Consider the following 14,829-nt stretch of genomic DNA (forward strand, 5'->3'; position numbering starts at 1 on the left):
GGCGGGGGCTGCGGGTGGGCCGGGGCTGGTCGCGCAGTTGTCCGCGCTCCCGCGGGGGCGTTACGCGGGGACGTGTACCGTCTCCACGCGGCTGGCCACCAACCGCTCGCGCTCCCTGCGCGCCGCCTGCTTCCGCAACCGGAAGATCTGGCTCAGCCCCAGCGCCTGAAGAACGAACACGGCCGAGAAGGCGACGCGATAGTTGTCCCCGGTCGCGTCCAGCAGCACGCCGATCGCGAACAACGTCGTCATGGAGGCGACGAAACCACCCATGTTGGTGATCCCGGACGCGGTCCCCTGCCGCTCCGGCGGATTCGCGGGCCGCGCGAAGTCGAACCCAATCATGGAAGCCGGCCCACACGCCCCGAGCACCGCGCACAGCACGACCAGCAGCCACATGGGATCCCGGTCACCGGGATACGCCAGCGCACTCGCCCAGACCACGGCCGTCGCCGTCACCGTCCCGAGCGCCAGCGGAAGCCGCGCCGCGTGATGCCGGGCGACGATCTGCCCGTAGACAAGACCCACGAACATGTTGGACAGCACCACGAGGGTGAGCAGTTCACCGGCCGTCGCCCGCGACAGCCCCTGCGCCTGGACCAGGAACGGCATGCCCCACAGCAGCAGGAAGACCATCGCCGGGAACTGTGTCGTGAAGTGCACCCACATCCCCAGTCGCGTACCGGGCTCCCGCCACGACGCCGCGATCTGCCCCCGCACATACGCGGCGCCCTGGTGCGGGAACGGTTCCGGCTCGTGCCCCTCGGGGTGGTCCTTCAGGAAGAGAAGGAGGAGTACGAGGACGACGACCCCGGCGAACGCGCTGCCCGCGAACGCCGTCGTCCACCCCACTCCGTGCAGCAACCGCGCGATGACGAGGGTGGAGACCAGGTTGCCCGCCATGCCCACCAGACCGGCGAGCTGCGCGACCAACGGCCCCCGCCGCGCCGGGAACCACCGCGTGCCCAGCCGCAGCACGCTGATGAACGTCATCGCGTCCCCGCAGCCCAGCAGCGCGCGCGAGGCCAGCGCCATCCCGTACGTGGAGGAGAACGCGAAGCCCAACTGGCCCGCGGTGAAGAGCAGTACGCCGATGGTCAGCACCTTCTTGGTGCCGAGCCCGTCGACCAGCAGTCCCACGGGTATCTGCATGCCCGCGTAGACGAGGAGTTGGAGGATCGAGAAGGTGGAGAGCGCGGAGGCGTTCACATGGAAGCGGTCCGCGGCGTCGAGCCCGGCCACTCCCAGCGACGTACGGAAGATGACGGCGACGAAGTAGACGGAGACGCCGATGCCCCAGACGCCGATCGCGCGGCGGCCGCCGGGCGGGTCTCCGGGGAGCGAGACGGCCGAGTGGGAGCTCATCGGACCTCTCCCCGCGCCAGGTTCGAGAACCAGCTGACGTGATCGTGGACGATGGTCACCGCCGCCTCCGCGTCGCCGGACCGCAGCGCTTCGAGGATCGCCTCGTGCTCGGTGAGCGTCTTGGTGATCCGGTCGGGGTGCGCGTGCATGACGGCCACGCCCATCCGCAACTGCCGGTCGCGCAACTGGTCGTAGAGCCGGGAGAGGATCTCGTTGCCGCCGCTGCGGACGATCTCGGCGTGGAAGCAGCGGTCGGTGACGGCGGCGCCGGCCAGGTCTCCCGCGGCGGCCTGCTCCTTCTGCTGCGCGAGGAGTTCCTCCAGACGCGCGATGAGATGCGGCGACGCGGGTACGGCCTTGCGGACCGAGTGTTCCTCCACGAGTTGCCGTGTCTCGACCACGTCCGCGATCTCCTGCGCGGAGACGGGCAGGACGAGCGCGCCCTTCTTCGGGTAGAGCTTGATCAGGCCCTCGACCTCGAGCCGGAGCAACGCCTCGCGCACCGGCGTGCGCGACACCCCCACGGCCTCGGCGAGCTCGCCCTCGGTGAGCAGCGTCCCACCCTCGTAACGGCGTTCCAGGACACCCCGCTTGACGTGGGCGTACACGCGGTCGGCGGCGGGGGGTTGCTTGGTGGCGGGCGGAGCGGACACGGATGGCGCGGCAGGCATGCGCACATCATAGATACAACACGTACACATGGTCGCGTGCCGTCCAGGATGCGGACCAGTACCCTTCTCCCGGTCAACGCCCGCCCCTTGACGTAACCCACGTCACACAATTCCACCCCATCTTCCGTGCATCCCTTTGGGTCCCTCACGAGTCCGTACGTAAGACGGCACTGTCATGTGCCGTTCTCCCAGGGGCATTTCGCGCATTCGGAGCGTTCATTTTGATTACCGGCATTAAGGGCACGCGTTTCCGCCGAGCCGCCGCTGTCACCGTTACCACCGGCGCCGTACTGGCGGCCGGAGCCTTCGGGGCCGCCCCCGCAGGGGCCGTCACGACGCCCACCATCGCCGCCGCCGGCGGCTACGTGATGAACAACGGCACGGCCAAGACCTTGTACACCAAGGCTGCCGACACCAAGCGTTCCACCGGTTCCACCACCAAGATCATGACCGCCAAGGTCGTGCTCTCGCAGCCGAACCTCAACCTCGACGCCACGGTCACGATCCAGAAGGCGTACAGCGACTACATCGTCGCCAACACCGCGTCCTCCGCCCACCTCATCGTCGGCGACAAGGTCACCGTCCGCCAGCTCCTCTACGGTCTGATGCTGCCGTCCGGCTGTGACGCCGCCTACGCGCTCGCCGACAAGTTCGGCTCGGGCTCCACCCGTGCCGCCCGTGTGAAGTCGTTCATCGGCAAGATGAACAGCACGGCGCGGAGCCTCGGCATGACGAACACGAAGTTCGACTCGTTCGACGGCATCGGCAACGGCAGCAACTACTCGACGCCGCGCGACCTGACGAAGCTCGCCAGCAGCGCGATGAAGAGCACCACGTTCAAGACGGTCGTGAAGACCAAGTCGTACACGGCGAAGACCGTCACGAAGACCGGCAGCACCCGCACCATGGCGGCGTGGACCAACACGAACACGCTGCTCAGCAGCTACAGCGGCACCATCGGCGTGAAGACCGGCTCCGGCCCCGAGGCCAAGTACTGCCTCGTCTTCGCCGCCACCCGCAACGGCAAGACGATCATCGGCACGGTCCTCGCGTCGACCTCGATCACCCAGCGCGCCACGGACGCCACCAAGCTCCTGAACTACGGCTTCGCCAAGTAGTTCTCGGACACCAGTCGAAGGGGGCCCGTCGCTGATAGCGACGGGCCCCCTTCGTCGTGCCGGGCGCCGACTACGCGCCGACGCTCACGCCCAGGTGATCAGCCGCTTCGGCTGTTCCAGGATCGCCGCCACGTCGGCCAGGACCTTGGAGCCCAGTTCGCCGTCGACCAGGCGGTGGTCGAAGCTCAGCGCGAGTGTCGTCACCTGGCGGGGCTTGACCTTGCCCTTGTGGACCCAAGGCTGGAGCTTGATCGCGCCGATCGCGAGGATCGCCGACTCGCCGGGGTTGAGGATCGGCGTGCCGGTGTCGACGCCGAAGACGCCGACGTTCGTGATCGTGACCGTGCCACCCTGCATCGCGGCGGGTGAGGTCTTGCCCTCGCGTGCCGTGGCCACCAGCTCGCCCAGGGATCCGGCGAGTTGGGGGAGCGTCTTGGTGTGGGCGTCCTTGATGTTCGGGACGATCAGACCACGCGGGGTGGCGGCGGCGATGCCCAGGTTCACGTAGTGCTTGAGCACGATCTCCTGGGTCGCCTCGTCCCAGGACGCGTTGACGTCCGGGTTGCGCTTGATGGCGACCAGCAGGGCCTTGGCGATGAGCAGGAGCGGGTTGACCCGCAGGCCCTGCATCTCCTTGTCCTGCTTGAGCTCCTCGACGAGCTTCATCGTGCGCGTCACGTCGACCGTCACGAACTCGGTGACGTGCGGTGCCGTGAACGCCGAGCCGACCATCGCGGCAGCCGTGGCCTTGCGGACCCCCTTGACCGGGATACGGGTCTCACGCGCCGTGTCGTACATGACGACCGGAGCGGGAGCCTGGGCCTGGGCGGGAACCGGCGGCGCCGTCACCGCCGGCTGCTCCGGGGCCGGAGCCGGTGCGACCGCCGCGTGCACGTCCTCGCGCGTGATGATGCCGTCCGGGCCCGAAGGCGTGATCGTGGCCAGGTCGACTCCGAGGTCCTTGGCCAGCTTGCGGACCGGGGGCTTGGCGAGGGGGCGCTGTGTGCCCGGCGCGGACGCGTGGCCATGGCCGTTGAGCTCGCCCTGGATCGCGGTGGCGGCCAGGAACGTCTCGGGCGGCTGGGCCGGGACCTCGGTGCCCTTGCGGGGGCGGCGCTTCGTGGAGGCCTCGGCCACCCCGTACCCGACGAGGACCGGCGTGCGGCCCTCGGGCTTGGGTTCCTCGGCGACCGGTGCCTGGGGGACGGGGGCGGCGGGCGCCTCGGCCACGGGGGCTTCCACGGCGACGGGGGCCTGCCCGGTCGGCGCCGATCCGCCGGCCACGTCCACCGCGATGATCACCTGGCCCACGTCCACCGTCGTCCCCTCGGGGAAGTGGAGTTCGCGCACCACGCCGTCGTACGGGATGGGCAGTTCCACGGCGGCCTTGGCGGTCTCGACCTCGCAGACGACCTGGCCGTCGGTGACCGTGTCACCGGGCTGGACGTACCACTTGAGGATCTCCGCCTCGGTCAGTCCCTCGCCCACGTCGGGCATCTTGAACTCGCGGAGCCCCGACGCGTTCTCAGTCATCGTCGTCACGACCCTCTCCTCAGTACGCCAGCGAGCGGTCGACGGCGTCGAGCACCCGGTCCAGGCCCGGAAGGTACTCCTCTTCCAGGCGCGCCGGCGGATAGGGGGCGTGATAGCCGCCCACCCGCAGGACGGGTGCCTCCAGGTGGTAGAAGCACCGCTCCGTGATGCGGGCGGCGATCTCCGCGCCCGTACCGAGGAAGACCGGAGCCTCGTGCACCACGACCAGGCGGCGGGTCTTCTCCACCGAGGCCTGGACGGAGTCGAAGTCGATCGGGGACATCGAGCGCAGGTCCAGGACCTCGATCGACTTGCCCTCCTCCTGGGCGGCCGCGGCCGCCTCCAGGCAGACCTTCACCATCGGGCCGTAGGCGGCGAGCGTCAGATCGCTGCCCGCGCGCGCCACGACCGCCTTGTGCAGCGGTCCGGGAATCGCGTCGGTGGTGACCTCGCCCTTGTCCCAGTAGCGCCGCTTCGGCTCGAAGAAGATCACCGGGTCGTCGCTCTGGATGGCCTGCTGCATCATCCAGTAGGCGTCCGACGCGTTCGACGGAGAGACCACCTTCAGGCCCGCCACGTGCGCGAACAGCGCCTCGGGGGACTCGGAGTGGTGCTCGACCGCGCCGATGCCACCGCCGTACGGAATCCGGATCACGACGGGAAGCTTGATCTTGCCGAGCGCCCGCGCGTGCATCTTCGCGAGCTGCGTGACGATCTGGTCGTACGCCGGGAAGACGAAACCGTCGAACTGGATCTCCACCACCGGCCGGTAGCCGCGCAGCGCGAGACCGATCGCCGTGCCGACGATGCCCGACTCGGCGAGCGGGGTGTCGATGACCCGGTCCTCGCCGAAGTCCTTCTGGAGCCCGTCCGTGACCCGGAAGACACCGCCGAGCTTGCCGACGTCCTCACCCATGATCAGGACCTTGGGGTCGGCGTCGAGGGCCGTGCGCAGCGACTCGTTGATCGCCTTGGCCAGCGCCATCTTTTCCGCAGCCATCGCTACTTGCCCTCCCCTGCATCCGCGAACGACGCCTGGTAGGCGGCGAACTGGGCCCGCTCCTCGTCGACGAGCGCGTGCCCGTCGGCGTACACGTTCTCGAAGATGGCGAAGTGGTCCGGGTCCGGCATGGCGCGGACGACTTCGCGTACTCGTTTGCCCAACGCCTCGCTCTCGGCCTCAAGTTCCGCGAAGAATCCCTCGTCCGCGTGGTTTGAAGCCTCCAGGTACGCGCGCAGGCGCAGGATCGGGTCCTTCGCCTCCCACGCCTCGCGCTCCTCGTCGGCCCGGTACTTGGTCGGGTCGTCGGAGGTGGTGTGCGCGCCCATGCGGTAGGTGTACGCCTCCACGAGGGTGGGGCCCTCGCCGCGGCGGGCCCGCTCCAGCGCCCACTTGGTGACCGCCAGGCAGGCGAGGACGTCGTTGCCGTCGACCCGGACGCCCGGGAAGCCGTAGCCCTGCGCGCGCTGGTAGAGCGGGACGCGGGTCTGCTTCTCGGTCGGCTCGGAGATCGCCCACTGGTTGTTCTGGCAGAAGAACACGACCGGGGCGTTGTAGACCGCGGAGAAGGTGAACGATTCAGCGACGTCGCCCTGGCTGGAGGCGCCGTCCCCGAAGTACGCGATCACGGCCGAGTCCGCGCCGTCCTTGGCGATGCCCATGGCGTAGCCGGTGGCGTGCAGCGTCTGCGAGCCGATGACGATCGTGTACAGGTGGAAGTTGTTGCTGTTCGGGTCCCAGCCGCCGTTGTTCACACCCCGGAACATGCCGAGCAGGTTGGTCGGGTCGACCCCGCGGCACCAGGCGACGCCGTGCTCACGGTAGGTCGGGAAGACGTAGTCGTCCTCACGGGTGGCCCGGCCGGAGCCGATCTGGGCGGCCTCCTGGCCGAGCAGCGAGGCCCACAGGCCCAGCTCGCCCTGGCGTTGCAGGGAGGTGGCCTCGGCGTCGAAGCGGCGGGTCAGCACCATGTCCCGGTACAGACCGCGCAGCTCTTCGGGGGTGATGTCGGCGACGTACGGGTCGTACGTGGCGTCGTTGACCCGCTCGCCCTCCGGCGTCAGCAGCTGGACGAGCTCGGGACCGGGGCCCGATGCGCCAGGTGCGCCGGGTACGCCCGGTGACTTCTTGCCGGCCGCGCTGGTGCGCTTGCTCGCGGCGCTCTTCGTACCGGTCGTACTGGCGCCGCTTTTCGCAGCGGTCGTACCGGCGCTGCGTCGCGGCTTGCGCGCGGCAGTGCTCTCCACGGTCACGTGTGCTCCTCCGTCGGTCCGGCCCCCGGGGTTGCCGGGTGGCCAGTGCGGCTCGCCTGTTCCAAGTACCCGTGCACGGGGTGGGTGCACTCGGCCGGGAACAGGCGTGACAGGTGCCCCGGCGAGCGCCCTGCAACGGCCACGTTACCCAGTGCTCCACAATTCTGTGAAACCCCTCCTGACCTGCGTTTTTGCTTGGACTTCCCACTATTTATTAGTCGGATTTCCAAGTAATGCACGCAGGTCGGGAACAGTCGCTGGTCACAGCACTGGTCACAGCCTCGCAGGGGGCCGGAACACGGGCACGTTATCCCGGTCACCCCGGGCACGGGAAGAGTTCACCCCGGGCAGGGCCAAGGGTGGTGTGTGACACTGACTTTGTGCCCGAAAGCCGAAAAATTACCGTATTTCTCCTCGACGATCACGAGGTGGTACGGCGCGGTGTCCATGAGTTGCTTTCGGGAGAGGACGACATCGAGGTCGTCGGCGAGGCCGGTACGGCGGCCGACGCGCTGGCGCGGATCCCGGCCACGGCCCCGGACGTCGCGGTGCTGGACGTACGGCTCCCGGACGGCAGCGGGGTGGAGGTCTGCCGCGAGATCCGGTCTCGGAACCAGGACATCAAGTGCCTGATGCTGACCTCCTTCGCCGACGACGAGGCGCTTTTCGACGCGATCATGGCGGGCGCGTCGGGCTATGTGCTGAAAGCGATCCGCGGCGCTGAACTGCTCTCGGCCGTACGCGATGTCGCGGCCGGCAAGTCGCTGCTCGACCCCGTGGCCACCGCCCAGGTCCTGGAGCGGCTGCGGCGCGGCGGCGGCGGCGAGAACGACGACAAGCTCGGGCACCTCACCGAGCAGGAGCGCAGGATCCTCGACCTGATCGGCGAGGGGCTCACCAACCGCACGATCGGCGAGCGGCTGCATCTCGCCGAAAAGACGATCAAGAATTACGTGTCGAGCCTGCTGTCCAAACTGGGCATGGAACGGCGCTCCCAGGCCGCCGCCTATGTGGCGCGCATCCAGGCGGAGAAGCAGCACCACTGAGTGCGGCACCAGTGAATTCGGGTCACTGGGCGTGGCGCCGCCGATAGCGCCCTACATGCCTTTCGGGACCTTTGGCCCCTCTTCAGGGGGCGGGTGCCTCTTTTCCGGGGCCATCAGGGTGCCGGAAATTGGGGGCATGCCCATCGACGAAGAGCTCGCCGTGGAACTCCTCCGCCGTACCGACCACGGCCGGTTGGCCGCCAGCCTGCGCGCCATGCCCTTCCTCGCCCTCGCCCGCCACGTCGTGGTGGACGGCCGCGTCCTGTTGCGCCTGCACCGGGGCTGCGGATACCACCGGGCCTGCCTCGGGAGCGTCGTCGCCTACGGCACCGACAACCTGGCTTCGGCAGGGCCCGGCGAGAGCGTGTGGTCCGTACAGATCGTGGGCCGGTGCGAGGCCGTGGAGCCGACCCAGGCCCACCGCGAGCTGTTCGGGCCCGCGCCGCGGTTCATGGACGGCGAGCCCTTCGACCCGGTCCATCTGAGCATCGAGCCCCAGTTCTCCACCGTCCATTCCGCGGACGATGCCATGGAACGCCAGTTCCGGCGCACCCTGTGACTGCCCCGTGATCGAAGACGACTGTCTGTGACAAACCCAAGGTCAGAGGCCCGGCTCGTGCCCTAGCATCTGGCGCGTGCCGCGCCTATCTGCACCACCCCCGGTGTCTCACGCGCCCCCTCTGGGCGCCCTCCTCCGCCAGTACGCCGCCGGGTCCGCGCTGACCTGCGACCCCGTCGAACAGGGGCTGCTCAACCGCGGCTACCGGCTCCGCACCACCCGCGGCCGCTACTTCCTCAAGCACCATTTCGACCCCGAGACGGCCAACCCGGTCGCGATCGCCCGCCAGCACCGGGCGACTCAGCGTCTCGCGGACCTCGGCGTCCCCGTCGCCCCGCCGCTGACCGGCACCGACGGGCGCACCGTCGCCGTGATCGGGGGCCACGCGTACGCGCTGCACCCCTGGATCGACGGCCGGCACCGGCACGGCGGCCAGCTCACCACGGAGCAGTGCGCACGGCTGGGGGCGCTCCTGGGCGTCGTCCACGCGAGCCTGGAGCGGGTGATGCCGACGGAGGGCCGCATCCCGGCGAGACCGGCCGACGTCACCGGGGCGACGGAAGGCTCGGCGGCCGCGGAAGGCTCAGCGAGGGCGGGCGCGGGAGGCTCAGCGAGCGCGGCGGCGGGGGGCTCGGCGGCGGCGGAAGGGGTGGATCCGGCCCGGGGAGCCGACCCCGCCGACACCTTCGCGCTCATCGACCGCCTGCTCGCCCAGGTGCGCCGCCACCGCCCGTACGACGCCTTCGACGAGCTGGCCCGGCACCGGCTCCTGGAGCGGCGCGCCCTCCTGGAGCGGCATGCCGACCGACGGCCCCCGCGGGGCGGCTCGGTGGGCTGGGTGCACGGCGACTTCCACCCCTTCAACCTGCTCTACCGCGACGGCGAACCGGCCGCGATCGTCGACTGGGACCGGCTGGGCGTCCATCCCCGCGCCGAGGAGGCCGTACGCGCCGCGGTGATCTTCTTCGTACGTCCCGTCGGCGCCCTGGACCTGGCGAAGGTACGGGCCTACGCGCGCGCGTACCGGCGTACCGCGGGCGCCGGCCCCGCCGAGCTGGCGGCCGCCGTGCACCGGGTGTGGTGGGAGCGCCTCAACGACTTCTGGATGCTGCGCTGGCACTACGAGCGCGGCGACACCCGCGCCGATCCGCAGTTCCCGGCGGCCTCGGCGCTGGCGGTGTGGTGGACGCGGGAGTACGACGCGGTGTGCGAGGCGTTCGCGGGCTGATCGCCGATCCCGCGCGGGAGGAAACACCACGCGCGCGTGGCGCCCGTTTCGGGCTTCACGCGCGCGTGGAGGATGTTTCCGTCGGTGGACTTCAAGGGCCCTGCGAGCTGCCCTGGCTGCCGCCGCCGCCGGCGTCGCCGCCGTCCGTCGGATTGACCGGCGTCGGCGGATCCTGGCTCTGGGTCGCGGGGTCCGAAGGCGTGGTGTCCGTCGGCGTCGTGTTCGTGGCCGGGTCCGACGGCTGGTTCGAGGGCTGGCTGCTGTAGCTCGGGGACGGCGTGTAGGACGGCGTGTAGTCCGAACCGCCGCCCGAGCCGGTGCTGTCGTCCGTGGAGTTGGCCGTCGCGGTGTCCGTGGGGCTGTCGCTGGGACTCTCGCTGGGCTGGTTGTCCTTGGCGGACGGCGTGGTGGTCGGCGAGTGGGTCGTACCGCTCCCGCCGCCACCGGTGCCACCGGTGTTGTGGAGCGCGAGCGCGACGCCCGCCGCGATCGCGATCACCGCGAGGACCGCGAGGATCCACAGCTTGCCGCGGCCGCTGCCGTGGTTGCCGTGCCCCTCGAAGCCGCCGTCGTCCCCGCCGCTGCCGTACGGCGGGATCATCGGCGCCGGGATCTGTGTGGTGCCGGACTCACCGGGGTGCGGCATCGCGGTCGTACCCGCGAAGCCGGACGCCGGGGTGTGGAACCCCTCGTGCATGGCGACCGGGCCGGTGTTCCAGGTGCCGGTGTGCCCGCCCTGGTCGTACAGCATCTGCAGCCCGTACTGGACGAGGCCGCGCATCTCCTCGGCGGTCTGGAACCGGTCGTCCGGCTCCTTCGCGAGGGAGCGCATGACGAGCCCGTCGAGCTCCGGCGGCGCCCCCTGCGCGACCTCGGAGGGGGGTACCGGGATGTCCTGGACGTGCTGGTAGACCACCGACAGCGGCGTCTCGCCGGTGAACGGGGGCCGCAGCGCGAGCAGTTCGTACAGCAGACAGCCGGTCGCGTACAGGTCCGAGCGGTGGTCGACGGCCTTGCCGAGGGCCTGCTCCGGGGAGAGGTACTGCGGTGTGCCCATGACCATGCCGGTCTGGGTCATCGTCGACTGCGCGCCGTGCAGGGCGCGCGCGATGCCGAAGTCCATCACCTTCACGGCACCGGTGTTCGTGATGATCACGTTCGCCGGCTTGATGTCGCGGTGCACGATGCCGTGCTGGTGCGAGTAGGCGAGCGCCTCCAGGACACCGGACACGATGATCAGCGCCTGCTCGGGCCCGGGGGCCTCGGCGTTGATCAGCAGGTCGCGGATCGTGCGGCCCTCGACGAGCTCCATCACGATGTACGGCACGGTCGCGTGCCCGACGACGTCCTCGCCCGAGTCGTACACGGCGACAACGGCGTGGTGGTTGAGTCCGGCCACCGACTGCGCCTCACGCGTGAAGCGGGCCTTGGACACCGGGTCCTCGGCCAGATCGGAGCGGAGCAGCTTGACCGCGACGGTGCGCCCGAGGCGCACGTCCTCGGCCGCAAACACCTCGGCCATGCCGCCCCGGCCTAGTCTGTGGGTCAGCCGGTACCGGCCGTCCCCCACAAGTCCGCCATTACCCCACATCTCCGGCGCATCTGACATACCGCCGCCAGTCGCCTCGGGGTCGGACGGGCCCTGAGCGCGCTGCTGCTGTGCCATCAGTCCTCGCCGTCGTTTCTGCCCGCGGTCTGCGCGGTGGTTGTTACGGTCTCCGTCGGGCCACGCTACAGGCTTCGCGCAAGGCTCCGGCCCGAGATGGAAGTGAGATGGACCGGCCATGAAACCTGTCCAGGGTGTCGGCGTGCAAATTCTGTGTACCGCTCGTACGGCACCTGTAACGCTTCCGCGACGCTTCTTTCGCAGACGGTCACGGAACGGGCACCGCGCTTGACGTGTCAGTGCCCTACGGCAGACTTGGCCGGGAATCAGCCAATCGATCACCGAGACACAGATCGGTCACAGCGCGGACTCGGACGGACTCGGTGCGGATCACAGCACAGTTGACCGCGCGGAGCGCGTGCAGGACAGCTCGCAGCACAGGCAGAACAATCCGCGCCAATGGGGGACGCAGAACATGAGCCAGGACGGCGCACAGGGCCGGTACGCGGGACGCGCGGTCGCCGGCGGCCGCTACCAGCTGCGTGATCTGCTCGGCGAAGGCGGCATGGCCTCGGTGCACCTCGCCTACGACTCGGTGCTCGACCGCCAGGTCGCGATCAAGACACTGCACACCGAGCTCGGCCGCGAGCAGGCCTTCCGCGAGCGCTTCCGCCGCGAGGCCCAGGCGGTGGCGAAACTCACGCACACGAACATCGTCTCGGTCTTCGACACCGGCGAGGACGAACTGGGCGGCATGACGACGCCGTACATCGTCATGGAGTACGTCGAGGGCCGCCCGCTCGGCTCCGTGCTCGACCAGGACATCGCGCAGTACGGCGCCATGCCCGCCGACAAGGCCCTGAAGATCACCGCGGACGTGCTGGCGGCCCTGGAGATCAGCCACGAGATGGGCCTGGTCCACCGGGACATCAAGCCGGGCAACGTGATGATGACGAAGCGGGGCGTCGTCAAGGTGATGGACTTCGGCATCGCCCGCGCCATGCAGTCCGGCGTCACCTCGATGACGCAGACCGGCATGGTCGTCGGCACCCCTCAGTACCTCTCCCCGGAGCAGGCGCTCGGCCGGGGCGTGGACGCCCGGTCCGACCTCTACTCCGTCGGCATCATGCTGTTCCAACTGGTCACCGGGCGGCTGCCGTTCGAGGCCGACTCGCCGCTGGCCATCGCGTACGCGCATGTCCAGGAGGAGCCGGTCACGCCCTCCTCGATCAACCGCTCACTGCCCCCGGCGGTGGACGCGCTCATCGCCCGCGCGCTGAAGAAGAACCCGAACGAGCGTTTCCCGAGCGCCGAGACCATGCGCGACGAGTGTCTGCGGGTGTCCCAGTCGCTGCAGGCCGCCGCGCCGAGCATCGTGCCGGGGGCCAGGACGTCGAGCGGCGCGGGTGTCGGCTCGGCCGTCTTCCCGCCCGTCGACCAGGCGATGCCGGCCCCGGGTCCCGTACAGACGCCGTACCAGCCCAATCCCTACGGGGCACCGACCCCGCCGCCCTCGCCGTCCCAGGCGTACGGGTATCCGCAGCAGGGGGGCTACCCGACGCCGGGGATCCCCGCGTACGCCCCCCAGCAGGGCATGCCGACCCCGCCGCCGTACCACCTCACGCCCCAGCCCCGGACCTCCGTTCCGGGCGGCTCGGGCGGTTCCGGCGGCCGCAAGGGCAACAAGGCGGTCGTCGTCGGCTCGGTCGTGGTCGCGCTCGTCGCGATCGGCGGTCTGATCACCGCCCTCGCGCTGAACAACAACGGCGGCGGCGACAACCAGGGAGGCGGCGGCAGCAGCCCCTCGCCGTCCGTGGTGGCGGGGCACAAGGGTCCGGACACGTCGAAGACGATCGACAAGGAGAAGTGCACGTCTCCGCAGGAGTCGTACGACGACCCGAACAAGATCCAGGTCCCGGACTTCCAGTACAAGAACCTGGCGTCCGTGAAGTCCTGCTTCCAGGCCGCGGGCTGGCAGATGAAGATCAAGCACGTCGACGAGAACACCTACGGCCAGGACACGATCATGGATCAGTTCCCGTCCGCGGGCGTAGACGTCGATCCCAAGAACATGCCGGAGATCGAGCTGAGCGTCTCTTCGGGCAACCCGTCCTGAAACGCCCCACTCAAGCACTCGGAACACTTACAGGTGCTCATAGCGCGCATGGGCACCTATAAGCGCGTATAAGCACCTATAAGACAGGCCCGGCACTTCACGTGCCGGGCCCGTTTCGCGAGAAGGGGTCGCCCGGGGCTACAGGTACGGTCCGCCGGAGCGGCCGCCCGCGCGCGGGTCCTCGTCGCCCTCCAGACCGCCGACGCCCGGCGGGAGCGCGCGGCGCATCTGCTCCAGCTGGGCCCTGGCCGCCATCTGCTGGGCGAACAGGGTCGTCTGGATCCCGTGGAAGAGGCCCTCGAGCCAGCCCACCAGCTGGGCCTGCGCGATACGCAGCTCGGCGTCGCTGGGGGTCGCGTCGTGCGTGAAGGGCAGCGAGAGCCGCTCCAGCTCCTCGACCAGCTCGGGCGCCAGGCCGTCCTCCAGCTCCTTCACGGAGCTGGCGTGGATCTCCTTGAGCCGGACCCGGCTCGCCTCGTCCAGAGGTGCGGCGCGCACCTCTTCGAGAAGTTGCTTGATCATGCTCCCGATACGCATGACCTTGGCGGGCTGTTCGACCATCTCTGTCACCGGGACCTCGCGGGAGTCCTCGTCTCCGGTGCCACCGAGAGCCATCCCGTCCTGGCCCACGACCAGGATCTGGGGGTTCTCCGGCGACCTTTCGTTCCTCGGCATCTCCATGCGGCCATTCTCTCGCACACCTCCACCCCATCACTGTGGTGCCCCCCATACAGCGTGATCCACCGTCCAGGTGAGCGTCGAGATGCCGGGAAGGAGGGGTCGTGTGAGGCTTGCCCCATTGATCACTTGCCCCATTGATCATGGGACTCCTCACCGGGAGGGGGTCACCCACGTGACTCCACGGCTCACCGCGCTCCGTGTGACCGGACTGCTGCTCGTCGTGACGACCGGCGCGGTATCCCCTTCGTACGCCGTCTCGCGCGCCGTCCCGCACGTGGTGTCCTATGCCGCCGATCCCGCTCCGAGCGCCGGTGCCTCCCGCGCGGGGAGCAGCGCGGGCGAGGGCCGCACGCGCCCGGGGCGCGAGGAGCCCTCGGCGCCGGACGAGGACGGGAGCGGAAGCCGCGAGGACACCGTGCCGACGTACACGGACCACGACCCCGCCGGGGAGAACGCCGCGTCGGACCGCCCGGAGGGGACCGGTGCCCCCGATCCGTCGCGGCCCTCGGCCGTGCCGGTCCAGCACAACGAGGTCGGCCCGGCGACCACCCCCGAACCGGTCCTCAGGATCCTGCCCCTCGGCGGCGGGCTGATCCTCATCGGCCTCGGCCTGGGCCTCGCCTTCCTCGCCCTGCGCCTGCGCCGCGGCTGAG

Annotated in this window: 13 protein-coding genes; 6 read left to right on the forward strand and 7 right to left on the reverse strand. The window is 69.9% G+C overall.

Going from position 1 to position 14,829, the window contains the following annotated elements:
* Window positions 1-60: 60 nt before the first annotated feature.
* Window positions 61-1,365, reverse strand: a complete 1,305-nt coding sequence (locus tag ACIQTP_RS43900; protein ID WP_403411073.1) for a nitrate/nitrite transporter — start codon at window positions 1,363-1,365, stop codon at window positions 61-63.
* A complete protein-coding gene (locus ACIQTP_RS43905) occupies window positions 1,362-2,036 on the reverse strand; it encodes a GntR family transcriptional regulator (RefSeq protein WP_403411076.1) in 675 nt (224 codons plus the stop codon). The genes ACIQTP_RS43900 and ACIQTP_RS43905 overlap by 4 nt, the downstream gene beginning before the upstream one ends.
* Before the next feature lie 221 nt (window positions 2,037-2,257).
* Here ACIQTP_RS43905 and ACIQTP_RS43910 point away from each other — a divergent pair, with 221 nt between their 5' ends.
* Window positions 2,258-3,154 (forward strand): D-alanyl-D-alanine carboxypeptidase family protein, encoded by an 897-nt coding sequence (locus ACIQTP_RS43910; protein WP_403411079.1) that lies wholly within the window; start codon window positions 2,258-2,260, stop codon window positions 3,152-3,154.
* 84 nt (window positions 3,155-3,238) lie between these two features.
* Here the strand turns inward: ACIQTP_RS43910 and ACIQTP_RS43915 are convergent, their stop codons facing one another.
* The 3 genes from ACIQTP_RS43915 to pdhA are packed head-to-tail and all read right to left on the reverse strand — an operon-like array spanning window position 3,239 to window position 6,940.
* Window positions 3,239-4,696, reverse strand: coding sequence for a dihydrolipoamide acetyltransferase family protein (locus tag ACIQTP_RS43915; protein WP_403411082.1), 1,458 nt, complete (start codon window positions 4,694-4,696; stop codon window positions 3,239-3,241).
* A gap of 10 nt (window positions 4,697-4,706) precedes the next feature.
* Window positions 4,707-5,687, reverse strand: a complete 981-nt coding sequence (locus ACIQTP_RS43920) for an alpha-ketoacid dehydrogenase subunit beta (RefSeq protein WP_099921650.1) — start codon at window positions 5,685-5,687, stop codon at window positions 4,707-4,709.
* Window positions 5,688-5,689: 2 nt separating this feature from the next.
* Window positions 5,690-6,940: a pyruvate dehydrogenase (acetyl-transferring) E1 component subunit alpha gene (gene pdhA / locus ACIQTP_RS43925; RefSeq protein WP_403411085.1), complete on the reverse strand. Its 1,251-nt coding sequence runs from the start codon at window positions 6,938-6,940 to the stop codon at window positions 5,690-5,692.
* Window positions 6,941-7,320: 380 nt separating this feature from the next.
* On the opposite strand from pdhA, the gene ACIQTP_RS43930 reads away from it, so the two are divergent.
* The 3 genes from ACIQTP_RS43930 (at window position 7,321) to ACIQTP_RS43940 (ending at window position 9,773) form a co-directional block, all read left to right on the forward strand.
* On the forward strand, window positions 7,321-7,986 hold the full coding sequence (locus tag ACIQTP_RS43930) for a response regulator (protein WP_403411088.1): 666 nt from the start codon (window positions 7,321-7,323) through the stop codon (window positions 7,984-7,986).
* A gap of 136 nt (window positions 7,987-8,122) precedes the next feature.
* A complete protein-coding gene (locus tag ACIQTP_RS43935) occupies window positions 8,123-8,545 on the forward strand; it encodes a pyridoxamine 5'-phosphate oxidase family protein (RefSeq protein ID WP_403411091.1) in 423 nt (140 codons plus the stop codon).
* 103 nt (window positions 8,546-8,648) lie between these two features.
* Window positions 8,649-9,773 (forward strand): phosphotransferase, encoded by a 1,125-nt coding sequence (locus ACIQTP_RS43940; protein ID WP_403411093.1) that lies wholly within the window; start codon window positions 8,649-8,651, stop codon window positions 9,771-9,773.
* Between the two features lie 91 nt (window positions 9,774-9,864).
* Here ACIQTP_RS43940 and ACIQTP_RS43945 read toward each other — a convergent pair whose 3' ends face one another.
* Window positions 9,865-11,439 carry a protein kinase gene (locus ACIQTP_RS43945; RefSeq protein ID WP_403411095.1) on the reverse strand — a complete coding sequence of 525 codons (1,575 nt, stop codon included), beginning with the start codon at window positions 11,437-11,439 and terminating at the stop codon, window positions 9,865-9,867.
* 415 nt (window positions 11,440-11,854) lie between these two features.
* On the opposite strand from ACIQTP_RS43945, the gene ACIQTP_RS43950 reads away from it, so the two are divergent.
* Window positions 11,855-13,495, forward strand: coding sequence for a protein kinase (locus ACIQTP_RS43950; RefSeq protein ID WP_403411098.1), 1,641 nt, complete (start codon window positions 11,855-11,857; stop codon window positions 13,493-13,495).
* Between the two features lie 138 nt (window positions 13,496-13,633).
* On the opposite strand, the gene ACIQTP_RS43955 is transcribed toward ACIQTP_RS43950, so the two are convergent.
* Window positions 13,634-14,176 (reverse strand): bacterial proteasome activator family protein, encoded by a 543-nt coding sequence (locus ACIQTP_RS43955; RefSeq protein WP_402039009.1) that lies wholly within the window; start codon window positions 14,174-14,176, stop codon window positions 13,634-13,636.
* Between the two features lie 172 nt (window positions 14,177-14,348).
* Here ACIQTP_RS43955 and ACIQTP_RS43960 point away from each other — a divergent pair, with 172 nt between their 5' ends.
* Window positions 14,349-14,828, forward strand: a complete 480-nt coding sequence (locus ACIQTP_RS43960; RefSeq protein ID WP_403411101.1) for a hypothetical protein — start codon at window positions 14,349-14,351, stop codon at window positions 14,826-14,828.
* The last annotated feature ends 1 nt before the right edge of the window (window position 14,829 follow it).

It is taken from the genome of Streptomyces sp. NPDC090798 (assembly GCF_044768965.1).
In the GTDB taxonomy this organism is placed as follows: domain Bacteria; phylum Actinomycetota; class Actinomycetes; order Streptomycetales; family Streptomycetaceae; genus Streptomyces.